The 21,946-nt window shown below is 32.6% G+C and carries 24 protein-coding genes; 5 read left to right on the forward strand and 19 right to left on the reverse strand.

All coding sequences use genetic code 11. From position 1 onward, the window contains the following. Positions 1–9 precede the first annotated feature (9 nt). From EZM65_RS01280 to EZM65_RS01300, 5 genes are read left to right on the forward strand one after another with little or no spacing between them, the layout of a single operon-like run. Positions 10–1,437 (forward strand): rhodanese-like domain-containing protein, encoded by a 1,428-nt coding sequence (locus tag EZM65_RS01280; RefSeq protein ID WP_136666709.1) that lies wholly within the window; start codon positions 10–12, stop codon positions 1,435–1,437. A gap of 1 nt (position 1,438) precedes the next feature. Continuing rightward, entirely contained in the window at positions 1,439–1,639 is a 201-nt protein-coding gene (locus EZM65_RS01285) for a hypothetical protein (RefSeq protein WP_136666710.1), read from the forward strand. Next, positions 1,632–1,934, forward strand: a complete 303-nt coding sequence (gene trxA / locus EZM65_RS01290; RefSeq protein WP_136666711.1) for a thioredoxin — start codon at positions 1,632–1,634, stop codon at positions 1,932–1,934. Before EZM65_RS01285 ends, trxA begins: the two co-directional genes overlap by 8 nt. 4 nt (positions 1,935–1,938) lie before the next feature. Further along, on the forward strand, positions 1,939–2,124 hold the full coding sequence (locus EZM65_RS01295; protein ID WP_136666712.1) for a DUF6132 family protein: 186 nt from the start codon (positions 1,939–1,941) through the stop codon (positions 2,122–2,124). A 21-nt stretch (positions 2,125–2,145) separates the two neighbouring features. Continuing rightward, positions 2,146–2,337 (forward strand): hypothetical protein, encoded by a 192-nt coding sequence (locus EZM65_RS01300; protein ID WP_136666713.1) that lies wholly within the window; start codon positions 2,146–2,148, stop codon positions 2,335–2,337. Between the two features lie 186 nt (positions 2,338–2,523). Here the strand turns inward: EZM65_RS01300 and EZM65_RS01305 are convergent, their stop codons facing one another. The 19 genes from EZM65_RS01305 to EZM65_RS01395 all read right to left on the reverse strand — a co-directional run bounded on the left by EZM65_RS01305 (position 2,524) and on the right by EZM65_RS01395 (position 21,821). Then, a complete protein-coding gene (locus tag EZM65_RS01305; protein WP_136666714.1) occupies positions 2,524–3,330 on the reverse strand; it encodes a tetratricopeptide repeat protein in 807 nt (268 codons plus the stop codon). A gap of 30 nt (positions 3,331–3,360) precedes the next feature. Continuing rightward, positions 3,361–3,879 carry a hypothetical protein gene (locus EZM65_RS01310; RefSeq protein ID WP_136666715.1) on the reverse strand — a complete coding sequence of 173 codons (519 nt, stop codon included), beginning with the start codon at positions 3,877–3,879 and terminating at the stop codon, positions 3,361–3,363. Positions 3,880–4,004: 125 nt separating this feature from the next. Further along, positions 4,005–4,520, reverse strand: a complete 516-nt coding sequence (locus EZM65_RS01315; RefSeq protein WP_136666716.1) for a hypothetical protein — start codon at positions 4,518–4,520, stop codon at positions 4,005–4,007. Then, positions 4,499–5,527 carry a hypothetical protein gene (locus tag EZM65_RS01320; RefSeq protein WP_136666717.1) on the reverse strand — a complete coding sequence of 343 codons (1,029 nt, stop codon included), beginning with the start codon at positions 5,525–5,527 and terminating at the stop codon, positions 4,499–4,501. The genes EZM65_RS01315 and EZM65_RS01320 overlap by 22 nt, the downstream gene beginning before the upstream one ends. Position 5,528: 1 nt before the next feature. Further along, positions 5,529–7,370: a type VI secretion system baseplate subunit TssF gene (locus tag EZM65_RS01325; RefSeq protein ID WP_136666718.1), complete on the reverse strand. Its 1,842-nt coding sequence runs from the start codon at positions 7,368–7,370 to the stop codon at positions 5,529–5,531. A gap of 6 nt (positions 7,371–7,376) precedes the next feature. Then, the gene (locus tag EZM65_RS01330; RefSeq protein WP_169051607.1) at positions 7,377–7,766 is read right to left on the reverse strand and encodes a GPW/gp25 family protein; all 390 of its coding nucleotides are present in this window, start codon (positions 7,764–7,766) and stop codon (positions 7,377–7,379) included. 46 nt (positions 7,767–7,812) lie between these two features. Beyond that, positions 7,813–8,529 carry a hypothetical protein gene (locus tag EZM65_RS01335; protein WP_136666720.1) on the reverse strand — a complete coding sequence of 239 codons (717 nt, stop codon included), beginning with the start codon at positions 8,527–8,529 and terminating at the stop codon, positions 7,813–7,815. 150 nt (positions 8,530–8,679) lie between these two features. Continuing rightward, complete coding sequence (locus EZM65_RS01340; protein ID WP_136666721.1) at positions 8,680–9,492, reverse strand: SDR family oxidoreductase; 813 nt, start codon at positions 9,490–9,492, stop codon at positions 8,680–8,682. Positions 9,493–9,513: 21 nt separating this feature from the next. Further along, a complete protein-coding gene (locus tag EZM65_RS01345; protein ID WP_136666722.1) occupies positions 9,514–10,314 on the reverse strand; it encodes a sterol desaturase family protein in 801 nt (266 codons plus the stop codon). Between the two features lie 30 nt (positions 10,315–10,344). Next, positions 10,345–11,343, reverse strand: a complete 999-nt coding sequence (locus tag EZM65_RS01350) for an NAD-dependent epimerase/dehydratase family protein (RefSeq protein WP_136666723.1) — start codon at positions 11,341–11,343, stop codon at positions 10,345–10,347. Next, positions 11,340–12,029, reverse strand: coding sequence for a CPBP family intramembrane glutamic endopeptidase (locus tag EZM65_RS01355; protein WP_136666724.1), 690 nt, complete (start codon positions 12,027–12,029; stop codon positions 11,340–11,342). Before EZM65_RS01355 ends, EZM65_RS01350 begins: the two co-directional genes overlap by 4 nt. Before the next feature lie 10 nt (positions 12,030–12,039). Beyond that, positions 12,040–12,726 (reverse strand): DUF6134 family protein, encoded by a 687-nt coding sequence (locus EZM65_RS01360; protein ID WP_136666725.1) that lies wholly within the window; start codon positions 12,724–12,726, stop codon positions 12,040–12,042. A gap of 253 nt (positions 12,727–12,979) precedes the next feature. Continuing rightward, entirely contained in the window at positions 12,980–14,098 is a 1,119-nt protein-coding gene (locus EZM65_RS01365; protein WP_136666726.1) for an AraC family transcriptional regulator, read from the reverse strand. A 153-nt stretch (positions 14,099–14,251) separates the two neighbouring features. After that, the gene (locus EZM65_RS01370) at positions 14,252–16,471 is read right to left on the reverse strand and encodes a M20/M25/M40 family metallo-hydrolase (RefSeq protein WP_136666727.1); all 2,220 of its coding nucleotides are present in this window, start codon (positions 16,469–16,471) and stop codon (positions 14,252–14,254) included. 13 nt (positions 16,472–16,484) lie between these two features. Then, positions 16,485–17,459 carry an MlaD family protein gene (locus EZM65_RS01375; protein ID WP_136666728.1) on the reverse strand — a complete coding sequence of 325 codons (975 nt, stop codon included), beginning with the start codon at positions 17,457–17,459 and terminating at the stop codon, positions 16,485–16,487. Between the two features lie 6 nt (positions 17,460–17,465). After that, the gene (locus EZM65_RS01380; RefSeq protein WP_136666729.1) at positions 17,466–18,188 is read right to left on the reverse strand and encodes an ABC transporter ATP-binding protein; all 723 of its coding nucleotides are present in this window, start codon (positions 18,186–18,188) and stop codon (positions 17,466–17,468) included. Positions 18,189–18,205: 17 nt separating this feature from the next. Beyond that, complete coding sequence (locus EZM65_RS01385; protein ID WP_136666730.1) at positions 18,206–18,982, reverse strand: ABC transporter permease; 777 nt, start codon at positions 18,980–18,982, stop codon at positions 18,206–18,208. 161 nt (positions 18,983–19,143) lie between these two features. Beyond that, positions 19,144–21,045, reverse strand: a complete 1,902-nt coding sequence (locus tag EZM65_RS01390) for an SPFH domain-containing protein (RefSeq protein WP_136666731.1) — start codon at positions 21,043–21,045, stop codon at positions 19,144–19,146. Positions 21,046–21,350: 305 nt separating this feature from the next. Beyond that, positions 21,351–21,821, reverse strand: a complete 471-nt coding sequence (locus EZM65_RS01395; RefSeq protein WP_136666732.1) for a nuclear transport factor 2 family protein — start codon at positions 21,819–21,821, stop codon at positions 21,351–21,353. Between the last annotated feature and the right edge of the window lie 125 nt (positions 21,822–21,946).

The raw sequence follows: 21,946 nt of genomic DNA on the forward strand, positions 1-21,946 counted from the left end.
TTAAATAATATGGAAAATAAAAAATTTAACATAGAACAAATATACACAGGCTGTTTAGCACAGGGAGCTTATTATATCACTTCCAATGGTGAAGCAGCTATTATTGATCCGTTACGAGAAGTTCAACCCTACTTAGATAGATTAGAACGTGATGAAGTGAAATTAAAATACATTTTTGAGACTCATTTCCACGCCGATTTCGTATCGGGACATTTAGACCTTAGTAAAGCTACCGGAGCGCCAATTATATATGGCCCGACAGCACAACCAGAATTTGAGGCTATTATTGCTGCAGACAATCAGGTATTTGAAATTGGAGATATCAAAATAAAAGTATTGCATACGCCGGGACATACCATGGAAAGTGCAACTTATTTACTGATCGATGAAAACGGTAAAGATCAGGCAGTTTTTTCCGGAGACACTTTATTTATAGGTGATGTAGGCCGACCTGACTTAGCACAGAAAGCTGCGTCAATGACACAGGAGCAATTAGCGGCTACATTATTTCATTCGTTACGCGATAAAATTATGACACTGGCAGATGACGTTACTGTATATCCGGCTCATGGTGCCGGCAGCGCATGCGGTAAAAACATGAGCAAAGAAACCGTTTCAACAATAGGTGAACAAAAAGCAGCCAATTATGCATTACGTGCAAATATGACCGAAAGCGAATTTGTCACAGAAGTATTGGAAGGATTGACTCCTCCTCCTGCCTATTTTGGTATGAATGTCGCTATGAATAAAAAAGGGTATAACAGCTTCAGCGAAGTTTTAAATAACGGAATGAAAGCTTTAACACCAAATGAATTTGAAGAAACTGCAGACACAAATAATGCCGTAATTTTAGATACCAGACCTCCTGGGGTATTTTACACAGAACATATTCCGCAATCTATAAACATAGGTATAGGAGGCGATTTTGCTCCTTGGGTAGGAACACTGATTGCTGATGTCAACCAACCTATTTTAGTGGTTTGTGAAACTGGTAAAGAAGAAGAAACTATTACAAGACTAAGCCGCGTAGGTTTTGATGCTATTTTAGGACATCTGGCAGGTGGATTTGAAACTTGGAAAGAAGCAGGAAAAGAAACCGATACAATAAAACGTATTTCTGCAGAGCAATTTGCACAGCAAGTTAAAATTGGAGAAGACAAAGTTATAGATGTACGTAAAGAAAACGAATACAGTGCAGAACATCTTGATGAAGCTTACAGCAAGCCACTGGCATATATAAACAACTGGATAAACGAAATAGATTCTAAAGAACATTTTTACATTCATTGTGCAGGCGGATACCGCAGTATGATAGCCGCTTCAATCCTGCAGGCACGTGGTTATCGAAATTTCACTGAAATCGACGGTGGTTTCAATGCAATAGCTAAAACAGACTTACCTAAAACCGATTTTGTTTGTCAAAGTAAAATATTATAAGATGAAAACAATAATCAGCAATTGGCATCTCATGCGTTTTATACGTCTTGCTTTTGGAATATTTCTGATTTTTCAGGCTTTTGAAACTCGCCAATGGATTTTTCTTGGTTTTGCGGCTTTCTTTTTGTTTCAGGCTTTATTCAATCAAGGATGCGGTATAAATAATTGTGAAATTCCTAAGAATATTAAAAAAGATGAATGATTCATTTCAAAATATTATAAACAGCGATAAGCCTGTACTGATAGACTTTTTCGCTACTTGGTGCGGTCCCTGCCAAATGTTGACTCCAGTACTGAAAGAGGTTAAAGACAGTATGGGCGAAAGGATATCTGTAATAAAGATTGATGTAGATAAAAATCAGGAGTTGGCTGCTAAATATCAAGTCCGTGGCGTACCCACAATGATGCTTTTTCAAAAAGGACAGCAATTGTGGAGACAATCCGGTGTTTTATCAAAAGAAGACATTATCCGCACTATTACTGATAAAAGCTTATAAATTTATGTTAAAGAAACATATTTTAACAATTGTTGGTATTATTTTTGGTGCTATAGGTGGGTACTTGTACTACAAATACGTAGGTTGTATTTCCGGTACATGTGCCATCACTTCCAAACCACTCAACAGTACATTATACGGTATGCTGATGGGAGGTTTAATTGGAAATTTATTTGAAACTAAAAAATAATAACTTTTAAAATTTTTAATCATGAAAAAATTAGCAGCATCATTAGCAGTAGCAGCATTATTATTCTCAGTGGGTACTTTTGCTCAGGAAGTAAAAAAAGAAACAAAAGCAAAAAAAGCAAAAACTGAAAAAAACTGCACAGTAGAAGAGAAAAAAGCGTGCAGTACTGAAAAAAAATCATGTTGTGCGGCAAAAGCTGAGAAAAAAGCTTAAACCCATGAAATGCATCTGTTAAAATGATGCGGGAAATTAAAAATAGAATTCTAAAATTCCACGAAATTTAGATAATGTTTAAATATTCAAATTTTTTGGTAAAGATTAAAAAATAAAGGGGTTTTAAAACCCCTTTATTTTTTATGCTAACAAGTTTATATCATAGTATTGACAAGTATTATCATTTTATCTGCAATTTTCTATGTAAAACTTCTCAGCTTTTAAATCGCCTAAACTGCCTGCAATTCTTAAATCCTCACACGCTCCAACGAAATCTTTTTTTGCATTTTTTGCATCCGATCGATTTCTATATGCGTTAAAATATTTAGGAAAAACTTTAATAGCCTCTGTATAATAATCTATTGCGAGATCATATTTTTTCAATCTAAAATATATGTGGCCTATATTATTATAAGCCATGTACCCCTTAGGATTAACTTTTATAGTTTTCTTATAAAAAACAATGGCGTTTTCAAGTTCATTTTTTTCTTCATAAAGACGTCCTTTCGCAAAAAATGCTATATCCCAATCAGGATCTAATTCAAAAGCTTTTTCCAAATCTTTTTCAGCATCTGCAAACTTCTTAAGTGATATATTTATCAATGACCTGTCATGCCAAGCCCACTTAATCTCTGGTTTTAATTTAATCGCAACAGTAAAATCCTCCAATGCCTCATTTAGTTGATTCAGTTGTTCTTTGAAGGCTCCTCTATAGTAATAAACATCAAACTGATTAGGAGCCAATTTTGCTGCCATGTTCAAATCTTCAAGGCCACCTTTAAAATCGTGCAAAAAACCTTTTAACCTTGCTCTTTTAAAATAGTTTTCAGCCGTAGGATTTATGTTTATGAAAGTAGTCTGATCTTTTATTCTGTTCCTTGCTCCTTCCCATTGCGATGAGTCAATTTGTTGTGCTGTATTGCTCATTAAATCAACTTGACTGAAAGTAAGATTTACAAACAGCAGTAATAATAATATTATTTTGTTTTTCATTGCAATTTTAAAAAGTTAAGCTGTATAAAATCACCAATCAGGTGTACCGGTCAGACCTTCAACTTTTAGTTTTTTAAAACCTTCAATGCTGTCATTGATTAGTTTAAATTCATTTTTAATGTAACTTTTGCGTCCATGCGCACTTACTGTAAAATATTCGATTTTCAGTTTTTTATCTTCAATTCTATAATATCCAACAAATAAAGCTTTCTTTAGGTTATTAAATTCTTGAAATGATTTTTTTACATCTCCATTAAAACTTGACTTTATAAATTTACCGTTTGAGAAAAATCTTAAAAAAACATTATAAAGTGCTAATTCTTTTTTTTTTGTTGTCGCTGATGTATTGTAAATAGAATCGGTTTTAACATAAACTGCGTTTACATTAATTATTTCATTAGAAGCTAGTTTATATGGTTCTTGACCTAATGTAAATTTATTTTTTATTGGCCTGTTAACCCCAAATTCGTTTGTTCTATATCCTTTAAAAAAACAATTTTGAAATAAACTAATCAAAACTGAAAGTATTACCAATTTTTTCCAACCCATAAATCAGTATCTTTAAAATTGTAATCAAATTTGAAATCTTTGATTGCCTTATGAATACTATTTTGAAGTTATGTAACGTCTAAAATCAATGTTTCAAAATCATTCAATTTTAAAACAAAAGAATCCTACCAGTCCGGTGTACCTGTCAGACCTTCTATTTTTAGTTTTTTATAGCCCTCAATACTGTCTTTGATTAAATTTAATTCAAGCATGTAGTATTTTCCATTATTATGGGCATTTGTTAAAAAATACTCTAAAAAAAGTTTATTATCTTTAATTTCATAATATCCTACAATTCCATTTTTTAGATTATTATAATCCTCTAATGCAGAATTGTAATTTTTTTTAGTACTGGATTTTAAATATCTACCATTTGAAAAAAAACGTAGAAAAACGTTATTAACAAATAATACATTTTCTTTTGTAATGGCACTTTTAAAATATGCTGAATCAATCTTTGTATAGACAAAATCTGTCTTTATTGGATCATCGAACTTTAAATTATATGGATACTTTCCAATTTTAAATCGATTATGCTTAGGTCTATCGCTTCCATATTCAGTTGTTGTGTAAGCTTTTAAAAAACAGCTTTGAAGTAAACCAATCGAAATGGAAAGTATTACCAGCTTTTTCCAATCCATATATCAGTATCTTTAAAATTATAGTCAAATCTAAAATCTTTTATTGCTCGATGTATTCCATTTTGTAACCAAGCATCTCCGATGAAATCAATTGTCAAATTCTCTCCATTAGATGTGTTAAACCTAAAATATGTAGATGCTTTATTCAATGATTTTTGAAAATTAGATTGACGATGCATGAAATTTGAAGAATTAATATCATTTTTTTCATTAAATTTTCGCCACTCATCATCATTAGTTAGTTTATCATTACCTTCATCCCAATATTTACCTGTAAAATCTTGAAAACCTGCTTCAAATAAAGGTGTTACAATTGATATATTTCCAGTAGGTCCTTTATCACCTGCATCACCGCCATAATATAACGTATCATTATTTGAACTCACATTAAAATCTCCCAATCTGAAACCTATCATACCCTGTCTTTGAAGGTCTGCCAGAGAAAATCTTTTTTCGTTTAATGCAGAATTCCAGGTTACTAATTGGCCGTAAGTAAATGAGTTTTTAAAATCATTCAATATAGGCGATGGACTGTTATAGTTTAAAGTATAGGATGTTAATGGTGTTCCGTTACTGCCGCCGACTGTCAAATAAGTCGCAGCAGTTATATCCACTACAAAATCTTTTCCATTCACAGGCGTTCCCAGACCATGGTTATAAATGCTGGCGTTCAATGCTCCTACGCCTGCAAAATCTCCGTAACGCTGCCCATAACCTATACCTAGATTGGCTTTGAGCCTTATTTTAAAGTCTACTAAAATCTGTAACCCAAAATTCACCCTGAATCCATAACCCGGAGGATTGGGACACGTAGGACAATTCGTATTGGCAGTTTTAAAGTTTGAAGACCAGTTTTGAAGGCTTGTTTCCAAATTGTTCTTCAAATTATTCTGCAGTTCAAAAGAAGGTTCAATTGACTGATACCCCAACTGCATAACTGAAGTTTCGAGGGATCTATTAATTAAATCATTTAATTCGGGGAGTTTAAATAATGTGTTTGATACCATATTAATTCACTATAAGACGATAAGGATAAATATTTGAGGACACCTGATCCAGTTTATGCATCAAGTTATCACATAGGTAATTCCACTCATTATCAGAAAAAGGAACCTCACTTTCCATATTTTTATCTACTTTAATATCTATCGTTCTTACGAAACCTGTTTTTAAAGAAGGATCGGTTTTTGTTCCTTTGCTTACTTCAATATGACTGATGGTATGACCAAAATGCTTCAAACAAAATGTCTTGATATCAGCAAACGTTACTACTCTTCCATGTGACAAAAGTGCCTGTCTGTAAGATAATATTTTCTCATTTGAAGTCAGACGGGTTTTACCTCCTACCGAAGGCTGCACTAAATACATAGTATTCGCAAAGAAATCAGTACCAAAAGGTAAGTCTAACTTAGTTCCCGGTTTGATATCATTTGCATCCTCGCCGCAAGTTGACCAGAAATTGATAAAAAAGGAATCATTTTCGTTACGTTCGTCCACCAAATTTGATTTGATAACTACATAAGGGAAATTTGACTTTAGGAAAGAATTCTCTTTGGTTTGCTGTTCCAATGTTGCAATAAGCTGATTCATTTCGGCTATTACATTACGAACGAAATCACCACCTAAAACAGAAAACGAAGCGCTTTCATCTTTTAAAAGTTCCAATAAATATTGGATAATTTCAGAAGCATTTCTTTCGTCAAACCGTTCCACTCCGTTATTTCTCAAAGTAGCTTCTCCACCTTCAAGGTTATGAGAAAATTGTTTGATATGATAATTAAACCCTTTTGAATCAGAAATTGCATCTAAATCCAAAAAATGATCGTCATTGACTAATGGAATATAGTTTATATAAGGATCTATTCGTTGTGCAATATTTAAAAGCCTTTTATTTATTACTGGAAAACTGTTTAAAGCAAAACTCATACTTTCAAAGATATTGCTGTTGATTACTTCCGGGAAGTCAATTTTTAGCCACAATACATCATTTAAAGAATTGAGTTTATCGTTTTCAAATATCTCTGAAATCTCAGAAGGTACCTTAAGCATTGAAGCATCTAAAGTGATGTCTTCAGTCAAATGAATGAATTTGTCAAAATAAAATTTATTCACTTCTGAATAAATCTGGTTGATTCTGTTGTAATTCTTGGTAATAACAGCATCAATATCCAAATCTTTTGTCGCTACATTATAACCTTCTTTAAAGCTTAATTGTTTATCTCCAAGATAAATTTTAGACTGTTTCAGATAATGGTAGAAAATTTCTCTTTGATGTGAGTTTTTGACATCCACATAAAACATAAGCCTTTTAAGCACATCATTAACATCCAAACATCTGATACCAATCCAGACCGTTGACGGTTTTAAAGATTTAGCAGACTTCAGGAAAAATTCTTTATGAACGGTACGGCTCAAATTATACATGGTACTGCCAAAAGCCATAAATTCAACATCGGCAGTTGACAAGTCAAAACTTCCTGTTGGCCCGAAAAAAACTTCCTTTACTGTTGGTTTAACCGGATCGTAAATATTCGGTATACTTTTTTTGCAATAAAACTGATGCTCTAAAGAAACTCTATAATTGTTTTCTGTAGGTTTTGCATGAATAATTGTTCTTGAAGGAATTGCTCCTGCATTTGAAGCCGGTGACATTACTTCAATTAACCGTTCAACTATACGCGCATGTGAATTGTTGAGTTCAATTGATAATTTTTCCAATTCGGCCGCACAAGCCTCCAGCAACAACGCCACTATTGGGTCAAAAGAAGTTTCCAGTTCACTGTCGCTGTAACCCCATACTCTTGCAGCTCTTTTTAATATCCTGTCTTTAACTCTTTCCTGAATTTCCATATGATTTTAAATGTATGAAAGCGGTCCAACAAAAAAATAACCGTAGAAGTTGAAAGGTCTGTTTGTTTTCTTAACATTCCCGTTAACTACTATGTTGATTTTTTTCTTCATTCTCATGTTATTATTATATGATACTGATTTTGCTTCGGTTATACTAACCTCAACATCAGCCAGATCTAATCGGTATTCGTATTTTTTTATAGAAAATATAAGGGCTTCCCTAATTCTGTCTTTCAAGGTATTTTGATCAGACAGTAAGTCAAAATCCATTTCCCAGATTTTGCATCCGAAAGATTCATCAAATTTGCATTCACCATACGAAGAAGTAGCTACCAGATTAATAAACTGCGCCATGGAATGTTCCAAATTTGTTTTTTCGATTTCTTTCTTTTCCATCAGGTCCTTAAAACTGACTGGAGTTTTATAATATATACCGTACATACTACAAATAGACAATTTTGTTTACTTTTCCTTTAGTATCAAACTCAATTTCTTTGACTGATTTATCTCTTTTAATGAGCTGTATTTCTACATTGGGTGTCATTTTAAGAAACTTTTCGCGGTATTTTATATCACCAATAAAACGCTGTCCGTTACTATTGTCGATCACACAGAAAAAGTTATCTGTTTTAGCCGCATTAAAAAGATTTTCAGGTATTTCACCGGCTACAAGATTAGCTACTGCTTCACCTTTTTTAAGAGTGTAAGCCAAATAATTTTCTCTTAAAGTCCTATATTTCGATACCTCAAAATGCTCAATTGAATTTTTTAACGGCTCATAAGAAATTGATGCCAGTTTTAAAACTTCCCGTTTAAACCACTCAATACCCAAAAATGAAAAACGGCTTATGCTTTTAGTTTTCAATTCTTTTAGCAAAAGTGTGTCTCTGGTGACTTCATAAAAAGTTGTTTCATTTGTCAGATCATCTGTCATACTCATTTTATAAGTAGGCAGTTCAACTTCTGAAGTTTTATTGTTACGTGTAAAATTTACGTTTACTTTTCCTGTTTCTTCATCTGTAATAACAATAGTGATAGTATGCTTTTTAAGAGCCGAATCAAATTCAGTCATATGCTCCCTCTGGCCGACACCGGCATATAATGGAGAACCATCATTATCTGTTATGGACATTGAAAGTCCTAATTGTGGTAAAGGCATTTAGTTTTTTTGATAAATGTAAGAAAAATCCGCAATAATGAAATTTATTATTACAAATTTTTCTTACAAGAACAAAGGCTTATTCCAAAAGTTCCTTTTTTTAATGATTTTGTATGAAGATAAAGCAATAAATTTTATGAACAGAAAAGATTATTTGATACCAAACGCAGTAACAGAACGGATGTTTTTCATTTGGTGATTGGTTATCATTTTTTTAATGAATTCAGGTAAAAAGGTATCAATAAATAAAAATACTTTGTTTAATTGGCCCGGAATAATTACTTCTTTTCTTTTTAACAATCCATCCAAAGCAATTGGTGCAACTTCTTCAGGATTCATGGTAGACATCCGGGTCAGCCAGTTATTTGCTTCATTAAGTGAAATTACAGATTGATTTGTATTCATTGGTCCCGGACAAATTACACTGACATTTATGTTCTCTGACTTTAGCTCTCTTCTCAAGCTTTTTGAAAAAAAATAAATATATGATTTTGTAGCACCGTACACATGTTTTTTCATTAAATAAAAGAAACTACATAAACTGCCCACATTTAAAATATACGACGGGCCGTTTCTTTTTAAAGTATCAAAAAATAAATGTGTCATGAATGTTGTTGCCATTACATTTAATTTTACCTGTTTTTGATAAAAAGAAAGATTTCCTTCTTTAAAAAGCATAGTACTCCCCAATCCGGCATTATTGATTAACATGTTTACCTGTAAGTTCATTTCTTCAATTCTTTTGAAAACTTTTAAACAATTTTCTTCCTGAGAAAGATCCATTTCAATAGCCGTAACTTCAACTTTGTACTTTTTCATTAAAGCATTTGCCAGAAAATAAAGCTTTGATTCAGGCAAGGCAACAAGAATTAAATTCATTTTTCTTGAAGCACATTCTATGGCCAGTGCCTTTCCAAAACCTTCACTGGCACCGGTAATTAAGGTATATAATTTATTTGACATGACTTTATCTTTTAATTGTTATTAAACAGGTGGAGAAAGTAAAAAATGAATCTTTTCCATGAATCCTTTAATTTGTAAGGTTTTCATAAATACCGTTTTGTATTCGTGTGTCAGAATTTTTAAAGGATTATAAGTGTTTATCTCATGGGTAATTCCATATATGGGTTTCGCTTTTTCCCGGGCATATGTCCCAAACAAATGATCGAATATCATTAAAAAACCTCCTAAATTTTTGTCTATATATTCCGGATTAGTTGCATGGTGTACTCTGTGATTGGAAGGAGTGTTGATAATCCAGTCTATAATTCCTAATTTCCCAATTCTTTCAGTGTGGACAAAAAATTGCTGAATAGCAGTTAAGGACTCAAAAAAAAGTATCATTTCCGGGGTAAACCCTAAAAGACATAATGGTAACCAAAAAAGGAAGCGGTAAAACAACTGAAGACAGTTAATCCGAAATCCAATGGAAAGATTAAACTCTTTTGAGGAATGATGTGTTACATGGGATGTCCAAAACAATTTGGTCTTATGTCCCAGCCAATGATATACATAATGAATGAAATCACAACAAAAAAAGGCTGCTATCCACAATCCTAATGATTGTTCGGGTTTGAAGAAAGAAAAATTATAGGTAAAGGAGAAAAAACTGAAAGCGACAGTTTTCTCAAAAATACCAACCCCGATAACACCAAGCCCTAAGAAGCAGTTTGCAGCCATATCCTTGATTACATTTATTTTTGGGCTAAACCATAGAATTAATGTAAACTCAATTAAAAAAGCCGAAAATAATAATACGGTTCCTATAAAATCGAAAGTATACATCTCTTTAAATTTAAAGTGTTAAAAATCTGATTAATCTAAAACCTTCTTGTCGTTATTCATTAAATAATGAATGGTTTTTTCCATAGCTTCGTTTAATGGAGTTATTTTGTAGCCTAATTGATTTATTGCCTTATCACTCGAAAAAATGTAATTATTAAATACATAATCTACAGATTTTGGGGTAAAAAGAGGTAAATTCCCGGTAAGCTTATAATATAAGAATTGTAATCCTGCTATACTTTTTAATGAGGTTTTAGAAAGCTTTAAAATATATCCGTTACAAGAAGAAATAGCCCGCAATTGATTAAAAAAATCCTGATATGATATATTAATTCCTCCTAAAATGTATTTTTCTCCTCTTATCCCCTTTTCCATAGCCAAAATATGCCCATGAACAATATCATCTATGAATGAAAAACAAACTTTATACGTTCCCGGCGAGGGAATTATGGTAATTCCTTTTTTTAAGAACGTATCAATAACTGCATTAGCTGTAAGGGAATGCGAGATATTCCCCGGACCATAAATTTTTGACGGACAAACAATAACTCCATTAAATCCTTTGTTTATTTGCTCATAAATAACATCCTCACTAATTTTTTTTGTTAAATCATAAGCATTTGAAATAGTATCCATTCTGTAGCTGTCTTCATTTAACGGTTTTTTATCTGATGGTCCAATTACCCCGCAGGTACTTGTAAAAACAGTTTTTTGAACCCCTAACTGTGAGGCGGCATCTATCACATTTTTTGTACCTATGACGTTTGTATTATAAAAATCAGAAAAATTATTTACACACAAACCGACTTTTGCCGCCACGTGATAAACCTGTTCACAATTTTTCATAGCATCAAAGAGAGTTTCTTTGTCTAAAATGTCACCTTTAAAGATTTTTATATTTTGATGATGCAATATTTTTTTTGCTGAATCAGATCGGGCAATTGCATGAATTTCATGACCTTTATTTGCAAGAGAGTGTGCTACATTATTGCCTACATATCCTGTAGCACCTGTAATTAAAATTTTCATGACGATACAGTTTTAATTTTATTTGAATGTAATTTGTAAAAGGTTATTTCATAGAACAATGAAAACCCCGCATGCAGAAGTATTGCCGGCCAAACAGCGTTAAAAACAATACTTAAAGCGCAAACCAATAACCCAAAAGGAATACATGCAAGCATCTCTTTCCTTCCATTAAAAATATGTACTAAAACATATAATACAAGATTGATTGCGACAGCTGCCGGAAGGCCGAAATCTGAAATACAATCAAAAAGAAGCAATCCTCTGAACCAAAGTTCATATACTGCTAAAAAGAAAATTCTGAATGCAAAATAGCTGGTAAGTAAATCAATTGAAAAGCAGATATGATTTGCTGATTTTTCAATTCTATCCAAATAGTCTTTTTTTGCCTGTCTTATTGAAAAAAACAGTAAGAAAACAAAAATCAGAATGTAACAAAAGATGAAAAACGAATGGGGCAATCTGTAACTGAATATGATTTTGTCAACTTCTGAATGAATGAAAAACAAAGGGATATAGCCCAATAGAAATATTCCGGATAAATGAAACAGAATTAAACTTAAAAGGTTTTCAGTTAAGGCTCCGCCGTCATTAATCAATCTGTTGAATTTTCCATTTTTTGCTGCCCAAACAGACAAGAAAAAAACTAAATAAATTAAACTATGCAATATAATATTTGTTGTTTCCATGACTCAATTATTAGTAATTCATAACAATTTCAGCAGTATAAAAAGAATGCTCGATTTTTACTTTAACACAAATCCCGTCTTTATAATAATAGCAGTTGCTGCTTCCTTTCTCAAAGGAGATTTTATAGCCACCATCATCCGTTTTTGCTATTTTTATAAAGCGCTGCAGTTTGTCACTATAAACAGATTTTAAATTTGATGGTTCTTTAAAAAACAGACTGAGTAAATTTGTTTCAATATTTTCTATAGACAGCCGTTGCTTTTCGCCTCCTTCAGATACTTCATAAGCCTCGTTTATATATTTTGTTTCTTTATTCAGCTTTGTTGTTCCGTTGGTTTTTCTCAATTGAAGTGAATGAATGAGTTTTCCGTTTTCAAAAGTTGAAGTTTCTTTTGCTGAAATTTTAATTGGAAATATAATTTTGGTTTTAACTTCAGAAGTGAGCAATAAGTTTGATGTATTGCCTTCAGTGCTTTTTTCAAGTTTAAGCCAGCCTATATTGTTTCCATTGCGCAAAATTTTATAATTGAGTTTTGAGTTTTGAGCTTCGGTAAAAAATGGAAACAAAATAATGCACAAGGAAATCCTAAGCTTATAATCAAATATTTTGGCAAAATTTTGATTCTTCAAGTATTTAAAAAGAGTAGTTTTAGTTCCAAACTTTTTAAGTAAAGTATAACAGATGAACAGCAGCATTTTTCTAAATTTTAAGTCTTAAAAAATGAATTGAATAATATAGATTCACCACACCCAAAAATTTCCAAAAGACCTTATCAAATTATAAATAAAGGAAATACAGAATATAAATCTGATGATGACCAAATTTTGGAAATATTTTTATTTACCTTTTGGAAATTAATTTCTATTCAAAATTATGCTGGTTTAAAAAAGTGAATATCCAGCAATATATAATTTGCAAAAATCAGGACATATTGCAGAATTCAGGACATTATAAAACTTTGATCTGCCTGTATTCTGAAGGGGTAACAGAAGTAAATTTTTTGAAGGCAGAATAGAAGGTCGACTTTGAGTTGAAGCCGCATTCAAGACCTATGGCAACAATAGTGTAGGCTGCATAGTTAGGTTTTTTAAGAAACTTTTTTGCCTTTTCCACCCGCAGATAATTTATGTAATCCGAGAAATTATATTCGCTTTCCTGATTGATAATATGGGATAGTGAACTGGTGCTTATTTCCATTTCAGAAGAAAGTTTTTCCAGACTAAAAGCCGGATCTAAATATCTTTGCTTTTTTTCAATATACTTCTTAATCTTTTCCAATTTGCTTTCTTCAGATTGATTTTGAGAATCCAATGATGCTTCGGCTGTTTCTTTAGCCTCTGATGCAATTTCCTTTCTAAGCTGGATTCTTTCAGTCATTAAGGAATAATTATAAAATCCCTGATAACCTATCCAGTACAAAAGAATAGTACTGCTAAGCCGTAAAGGATAATAAATAAACTCTTGGGGGTCTACGGAGTTGTCAATATTCAATAAAATTGCACAAACCCACATAAGCATGACTATACCTCCTAAAAACATAAAATTTTTAAGCCATTTTAAATTATCAAACACTAAAATAGGCTGATATAAAGCAGAATATTTAAAAAGAATTAAAAGTGATTTTATAAAAAGATAAATGGAATAAGATGCATTTATTATTTCTTCTATCTGTACATATTGCCCAATGGTCAGATTCTTGTCTTTAGTATAATACTCCGGAAACAGAAATATTCTTATGAGCAGTTCAATACTAAATAAAATCAAGGAAAATTTAAAAATCGAGAATAATTTATTTTCAATTTTAAGATAATGAATCAAAAAGGTATAAAACGATGGAAGAATCATTAAATACCAAGGTATCTGAAGCCTTTGAATAAAAAAAGGTGCGTCTATAAAAACAGCTTCCAATAAAAAAGCCTGAAGATTATTCAGTATTAAGAACACAATTACAAAATTCAGATACAGAACAGATTTATCTCTCCCATTTTTAGTGAATTGCATTGCGATTATGAAAATAATCCCTAATAATACTCCTGAAATCATTAAAAAATCAAATACATGTTTCATTTTTAATTTTCAGTATTTATAAAAATAAAATATAAAATGGTATTTGCTTATGAAATTGTAAAACACATTAAATCATTTCATCAAAAAATGTGTTGCTTTGAGTGTCACTAATTTACAAAAAATTCCTGCTAAAAATTGAAATTTATTCAAAAACTAAAAAACCACTTTAACCTTTATTTCAGTTGAGTTTCTAATTAATGTCACTTCTTTTTCATCACCTGAATTCAATTTTGAAAGACAATCCATGTAACTGTAAACTTCTTTAATTGTGCAGTCACCTATTTTAGTAATTATATCACCCTGCAGGATTCCAGCAATGTGAGCCGGACGGTTTTCGGTTACACCGTCAACATGCAAACCGTCACCATGATCAGTATAATCAGGCATAATTCCTAAGGTCACTTTATATTTAGGCACCTTCTTTTCTGAAGTGATTTTAGTTTTAGTGAATTCAACTTTATCTAAATCGGCTATAGCATTAGTAGTTCTAAAAACATAGTTTACAATATTTTCCACTCCGTAATAATTGATTTTCTCTTCATCATCACTTGGTTTATGATAATCGGTATGTGTACCTGTAAAGAAAAATAACACCGGAATATCCTTTAAATAGAAAGAAGTATGATCAGAAGGCCCAATTCCACTCAATTCCTGTGTAATTGAAAAACCTGCGGGTTTATTTTTTTCTATTATATCAGGAAAAGACGGGCTCGTTCCAATACCTCCAACGATAAGCGATTTTTTATCATCCAAGCGGCCGATCATATCCATGTTAATCATAGCAATAACATCAGGAAACAAAGTTTTTATGTTTGAAGCCATTTCTTTTGAACCAATCAAACCGTCTTCTTCACCTGAAAAAAGCGCAAAAATGTAATTCGCTTTTTCTTTGGTTTTATTTTGTGTCAGCATTCTGGCCAATTCCAAGACTCCTGCAACTCCCGAGGCGTTATCATCAGCTCCGTTATGAATTTCACCTTCCGAATTCATTTTAGTGGAATGATGGTGTTCGTTAAGTCCTAAATGATCGTAATGTGCTCCAATTACAATTGTTTTGCTTGCATTATTATCGAGATAACCAATTACATTATTTCCTGAATTAGCTTTTTCTTTTGAAACTGTATCATGCGGATTCAGCCGAATATTATAGGTAAATGTGTGTTTGAATTTTTTATCATAAGGTTTCAATTTCAATTTTTGAAACTCAGAAATGATATAATTGGTGGCTAATTTTTCTTCTTTTGACCCCGTCAAACGTCCTTTTAAAGCATCAGAAGCCAAAAAGGTGATATGCTTTTTCAGATTTTGAGACTTGGCAAATTCCGTCTCATCAATATCAACCCAATCTGCAATAAAAACATTGGTTTCTCTGGGTTTACTTTGCTGGCGGTTACTTGAAAAAACCAATTTCTTTCCATCAGGAGAAAACATCGGGAAAGCATTAAATTCACTTTCGTAAGTAATCTGTTTTAAACCAGTTCCGTCTGTATTAATCATATACAACTGAAAATCATAGCCACGGGTGGCGTGATGATTTGACGAAAAGATGATTTTTTTATCAGAAGGATGAAAGAAAGGCGCCCAATTTGCTTTACCTAAATGAGTTATTTGTCTCAAATCAGTGCCATCAACATTGCAAGTGTAGATTTCCATGTTGGTTGGCATCACCAAATTTTCTGCCAACAAATCTTTGTATTCTTTGATTTCCACTTCAGTTTTAGGTCTTGACGAACGAAAAACCAGTTTTTTACTGTCATGAGAAAAGAAACATCCGCCATCATACCCTAAACCAGAAGTTATTTGTTTCAAATTAGTACCGTCAATATTCATTGTCCAGATTTCAAGATCACCACTGCGGATACTGGTAAATGCAATCTTCTTTCCATCCGGTGAAACCACTGCTTCGGCATCATACCCAGGAGAATCTGTAAGTTGTTTTATAATCTTTCCTTTTAAATCGGACATATAAATTTCAAACTCAGGATAAACAGCCCAAAGGTATTTACCATCCTTGGGTTTGGGTGGTGCCGGGCAAGCGTCGTTGGATTGATGAGTGGAAGCATAAATAATATGTTTTCCATCAGGCATAAAATAAGAACAGGTAGTTCTTCCTTTTCCAGTAGAAACCAATTGTAAAGCTTTGCTGTTAATTATAGGTTGTGTAAGATTAAGAGAATAAATTTGGTCACATTGCGCACCAATTTCCGGATTGGTAACCTGAAGTGTAAGCATTTTTCCGTCCGGACTAAAATAAGCTTCGGCATTATCACCGCCAAAAGTAAGTTTCTTTATATTTTTTAAGTTTTTTTCCTGCGCATTACTTAATAACGGCAATATAAAAACAACTAATGCGGCAATTTTGGTCAGGTTCATTTTACACTTAGTTTTATTTGATTTTTTTGTTTTTATTTTTCTCTTGTTTTTTAAAATAGCCTCTTAATAAAAAATTATGCTTTAAAGCTTCCATATTTTGATTTAACAGCAAACTTGCAGAGTTTATGTTGATCATTGTTGAATCTATTTTTTTGACCAAACCAGGATTATTGGATAGATAATTAATCGCACCTTTTCCTTCTTTCATATTTGAAATTGTACCATTTAAGTTGGTCACAACTTCATTTATTTCAGAAGATGATTTTTCAAGGTTTGCTACTATAGATTTCATTTTATTGGCAACGGCGGTATCTTTTATTACCCCTACTACATTATTTTTATTATCTAAAGAAGTCACCAACACATTTAATTTTTTAACTGTCTGTGATGTTTCTTTACTTGTCATTTTCAGATAAGACAAAGTCTGTTTCAAATCATTTGCCATTGCAGTATCATTAAGCAACAAACCCAGTGTTCCCTGTCCTTTTGTAATTTCATGTGTAATTTTTAATAAATCGGCAGTGATTAACGCGGCATTATTATTTGAAATACTTAAAGTGTTTATTAAATCATTGGTTCTTATTTTTCTTATAGTTGCAATTGTGTCACCTGACTCCACAAATGCATTATTCCCTTTTGCAGGAAGGATGTTAACAACCATATTTCCAACCAATCCATCTGAACCAATTGACGCTACAGCGCTCTTTTTAATATGAGTGAACGACTCATTATTGATATGCATTGAAATACATATTGAAGTATCAGTGATAATTTTTATTTCTCTTACCGTACCTATATTAATTCCTGAATATCTTACATTGTTGCCTATCTGCAGTCCTGCGGCATCGTTAAAAACTGCATGCAGCTGTTTTGTTTTACTGAAAAAAAGCTGCTTACTTCCAATAAAATATATGGCTGCAATAAATATGACTGTACCTGCAATCACAAAAATGCCTAATTTTAACTTCTGTGTAAATGTTTTTTCCATAATTCCCTATTTAAAAAAGGCTTGAACTTTTTCATCTTTAGATGATGCTAATTCTTTAAAAGTTCCTTCAGCATAATTGATGCCGTCAATAAGTAAAATCATCCTGTCTGCTGTAACTCTGGCACAATCCACATCATGAGTAATTATTAGTGATGAGGTTTTATATTTTTTTTGAATCGATTTCATCAGCATTATAATTTCTTTGGAAGTAATAGGATCCAAGCCTGTAGTAGGTTCATCATACAAGATGATTTTTGGCTGTAAGATTAAAGTCCGTGCCAAAGCAATTCTTCGTTTCATTCCTCCGGAAAGTTCATTAGGCATTAAGTCAATAGCTTTTGCCAGACCTACATTTTCCAAAGCCTCCATTACCAAAGGTGTTGTATCTTCAATAACTCCAAATTTTTTAGTATGTCTTCTTAGTGGAAACTCCAAATTCTCCCGAACTGACATGGAATCATATAATGCGCTTCCTTGAAATAGAAACCCAATTTCGGTTCTTAATTCGTCCCATTGTTCCTGATTAAGTAAAGAAATATCATTACCCATAACGTTAATGCTTCCGCTGTCGATTGTCTCAAGACCAATAACACATTTAATCATTACCGATTTCCCTGACCCAGATTTCCCCATGATAACCACATTTTCCTCTTCATATAAATCCATTGAAAATCCATTGAGGACAGCATTATCTCCAAATTTTTTATACAGATTTTTTATTTCTATCATAGTTTTTTTATCCATGCCTAAATAAATATATTGGTTATTAAAACTACAATAAAATCAATAACAAACAGTAACATTGAAGTGTATACCACCGCTGAATTTGCCGCCAAACCAACACCAACTGTTCCTTTTTTACAATTATACCCTTTATAACAGCCTACTAAACCTATCGCAAAACCGAAAAAGAAGCTTTTTATAGTAGCTGGAAACAAATCAGAGAATTCCAAATTATTAAAAACCTGATTGAAATACAGCAAAAAGGAAACACTGCCTTTGATATTTTCAACTAAATATGAACCGAAAATTGCAATAGCGTCCCCGCATAATACAAGCAACGGAAGCATTAATGTGGTAGCTAAAATTCGGGTTACTACAAGATATTTAAAAGGGTTTGTCCCGGAAACCTCCATTGCGTCAATTTGCTCGGTTACTCTCATGGAACCAATCTCGGCACCAATACCAGAACCTACTTTTCCGGCACAGATTAATCCTGTGATTATAGGCCCGATTTCTCTTATTATTGAAATACTGACCATAGAAGGCATCCATGAAACAGCCCCGAATTCTTCTAATGTAGGCCGGGACTGCAGTGTAAAGACCAAACCGATTATAAAGCCGGTAACCAAAACCAGTGTCAAAGACTTATTGCCTATGTTGTAACATTGTTTTAATAATTCATTGAATTCATAAGGGCTTTTAAAAACTTCTTTAAAAAACCGGATGGAAAAAAATGTAAGATCACCTATTTCGGCAAGAAATATTTTGAATGAATCTATCAATGGCTGAAATACATTCATAAAAGATTACGAATTAAGTGATTAACTCAAATTTACGATTCTTCTGGTTATTTTTTTTAAAAATAATTAAAATCTTACAAGTTTTAAAAACAGTATTCGGTAATAATAAAAAAACACCTCAATAAATGAGGTGTTTCATACTTTTTAATAATTTGAAAAAATTATTTTCTAGGTTTATCCTTATTGGTATCCATTATTTCCATCAATTTCATACCTAATAATCCGCTAATTCCTCCATCTGCACCATTCGCACCAGAAATCAACACCTCAGGAATAACTTTAATATTACCTTTACCTATTTCCTCGGTAATTTTATAACGAGTAAAGTTGTCACCTCCCATTGCAGAAACTTGTAATTGATACGATTCTGCAGTAGATTTACCTATCGCCATAATTTTCTCAGCTTCTGCTAAACCAGTTTTAGATATTTTCTCAGCTTCAGCACTTGCGTTTAATTTAGTCGCTTCTGCTTGAGCAGCAGCTTTTGCTTTAGTTGCTTCTGCTTCAGCAATTGCTCTCATTTTTGTAGCTTCTGCTTCGGCATTTACGTTTAATTTTAAACTTGCAGCATCACCCTCTGCTTTCTTAACTGTTGCATCAGCCGTTCTTTGGGCAATTTCAACACTTTGTGATGCACGAACAATCTCTTTTTGCATATCCGCAATAGCGGTCTCTTTTTCAACCCCTTGACGTTGTTCTTGAGCCATTTTTTGAGTTTGATAGGTTTTTTGCTCTTCTTCAGCAATTTTTCTATCTGTTAATGTTTTCATCAATGAATCTGGAGGCACAATATCACCAATTAATGTGTCCACAGCATTTACGTTGTACTCATCTAAAACTGTTTTGATGTGATTTTTAGCTGATTCCTGACGCTCTTTACGAGTGCTCAAAAACGAAATTACATCACTATCTTGAGCCGAGTTCCTAAAATAGTTGCCAATTGTTGGTTCTAATACTTGAGAAACCAAGTTGGTCATACTACCAAATCTCGCTATCACTTTAGGAGCTTCATTAGCAGGCACGTGAATGATTTGTGCCACATCTAAATTAAATGGGAAACCATCTTTTGAACGTACTGTAATAGTAGATAAATTTTTATCTAAATCGTGTGATTCACTGCGTGCATTAGCCCAATTTAATACTAAGTTAGTTGTGGGTACAGGTTCTAATTTAGTCGTGTACTTATTTAAAGCATATTTACCAGGCCCAAGTGGTTCCATCCAAACACCACGTTGTCCTTTAGAAACAATATTTCCATGTTTGAAGGTGTCTCCAGTTACATCTTGGCCATCTTCTCCTATATAGGAAATCACAACACCTACATAACCAATAGGTACATCTGTCATAGGATTTTGCTCAATTTGAACCGCCCACGTATTTATGTAATATGAACCAGCTAACATTACTTGTGGCTGAAGACCTCTATTTCCTCCTTCTTCTAAGAATTTATCAAAGTTTTGAAAGTTATTATGACCATCAACATATTTACCTGCAATTTGGCCTTGAGGAATTGGCTCACCATCTAATGCGGTAACAATACCCACCATATTTTCAAAGATTTTAACCTGATCAGTTACTACTACTTCGAACAAATAAGTATTAATACGATAGGAACCGCTGGTTATAAAAGCTGTTTGACGCCCTTTTTGCCCGCCATTATTCAAGAAAGCAGTTGCATCCTGAAAATTATCGCTTTCTACTTTACGGGCTAAAATACGACCAGTAGGTATTTCTTTACCATCTTTACTTAAGACCAATCCTATTTTTCCTTCAGGAATAATGGTAAAAGGAGTCATATCTACTGAATATTGCCAAATCCACATTCCCCAATATAGACCAGGCGCTAAAGTTTGCGCTTGAAAACCTGCTTCCCCTTTAGTAGCAATGATACGCCCGTCTGGTAGTGATTTATCAGCTCCAAAAAGCACGAATTTTTTGGTTACCAGACCAATTTTGTCTTCAGGAACTATCACCATTCCAAAGAAAACTCGTAAAACAAATTTGTAAAACACGATAGCAAATACAATAAGTATGAGCCACCAAAATGATAAAATTGATGTCATTTTAAAATGAATTAAGTTAAAAATCTAGTTGATTTAAAATATCAATACTAAATGCATTTGAGTTTACATCATCTCGAATCTTACTGCAGTTAATTTGGAATCGAGATAGGTTTAGTTTTAACACCTTAGTGCCATTTTGTCTATTGATTAAGTTTAAAATCTATTATTATACGTAAGTCAAAATGAATTGTTACAAAAAAAAATAAAATTATTTTAAGCACGAATACAATATGCTGATTTTAAAATAATTAAAAAACCGCTCATTTATAAAAATAAAGCGGTTCACAGTTAAAATAATTCAACACTCATTTCATCATAGGCATATCCGAATTAAAACAGTCACGATGTAATTTCCATACCCCATCTTCTTTTTTATAAACTTCAACAGCTTTTCCTTGATCTAAGATTTTACCATCTTTGTCTTTAAATGTCCAAATTTCTTCAGCTGTTAATGCATTATCGTCACCCCAAACTTCAACTGTTTCGATTGAAAGATGTGGCATACCTGTCTTCATCCACCCTCCCATCATTTTTTGGATTGCAGCTCTTCCTTCTGCCGATTTTTCATTAGGTGCCATCAATTTAGCATCTACTGTATAACAATGGGACAATCCTACCGAGTCTTTTTTATTTACAGCATCAACATAAATATTACTTCTTTCTTGAATTGCTTTTTTTGCAGTAACCAAATCAAATTCTTTTTTTTCGTTTCGACATCCTAACATCAGGAATGAACCAACCATAATTACATTTAGCATTAAAATTAATTTCTTCATATTTTTCCCTTTTTTATGTTATAAATTAATATTCAACACATTAAAGTTAAGCATAAAACAAAAACTAACCTCTTAAAAATCGATTTAATAAAAAAAGCCACTCATCAAGAGTGGCTTAAAATATT

The sequence above is a fragment of the Flavobacterium sp. H122 genome (assembly GCF_004959765.1).
Lineage (GTDB): Bacteria > Bacteroidota > Bacteroidia > Flavobacteriales > Flavobacteriaceae > Flavobacterium.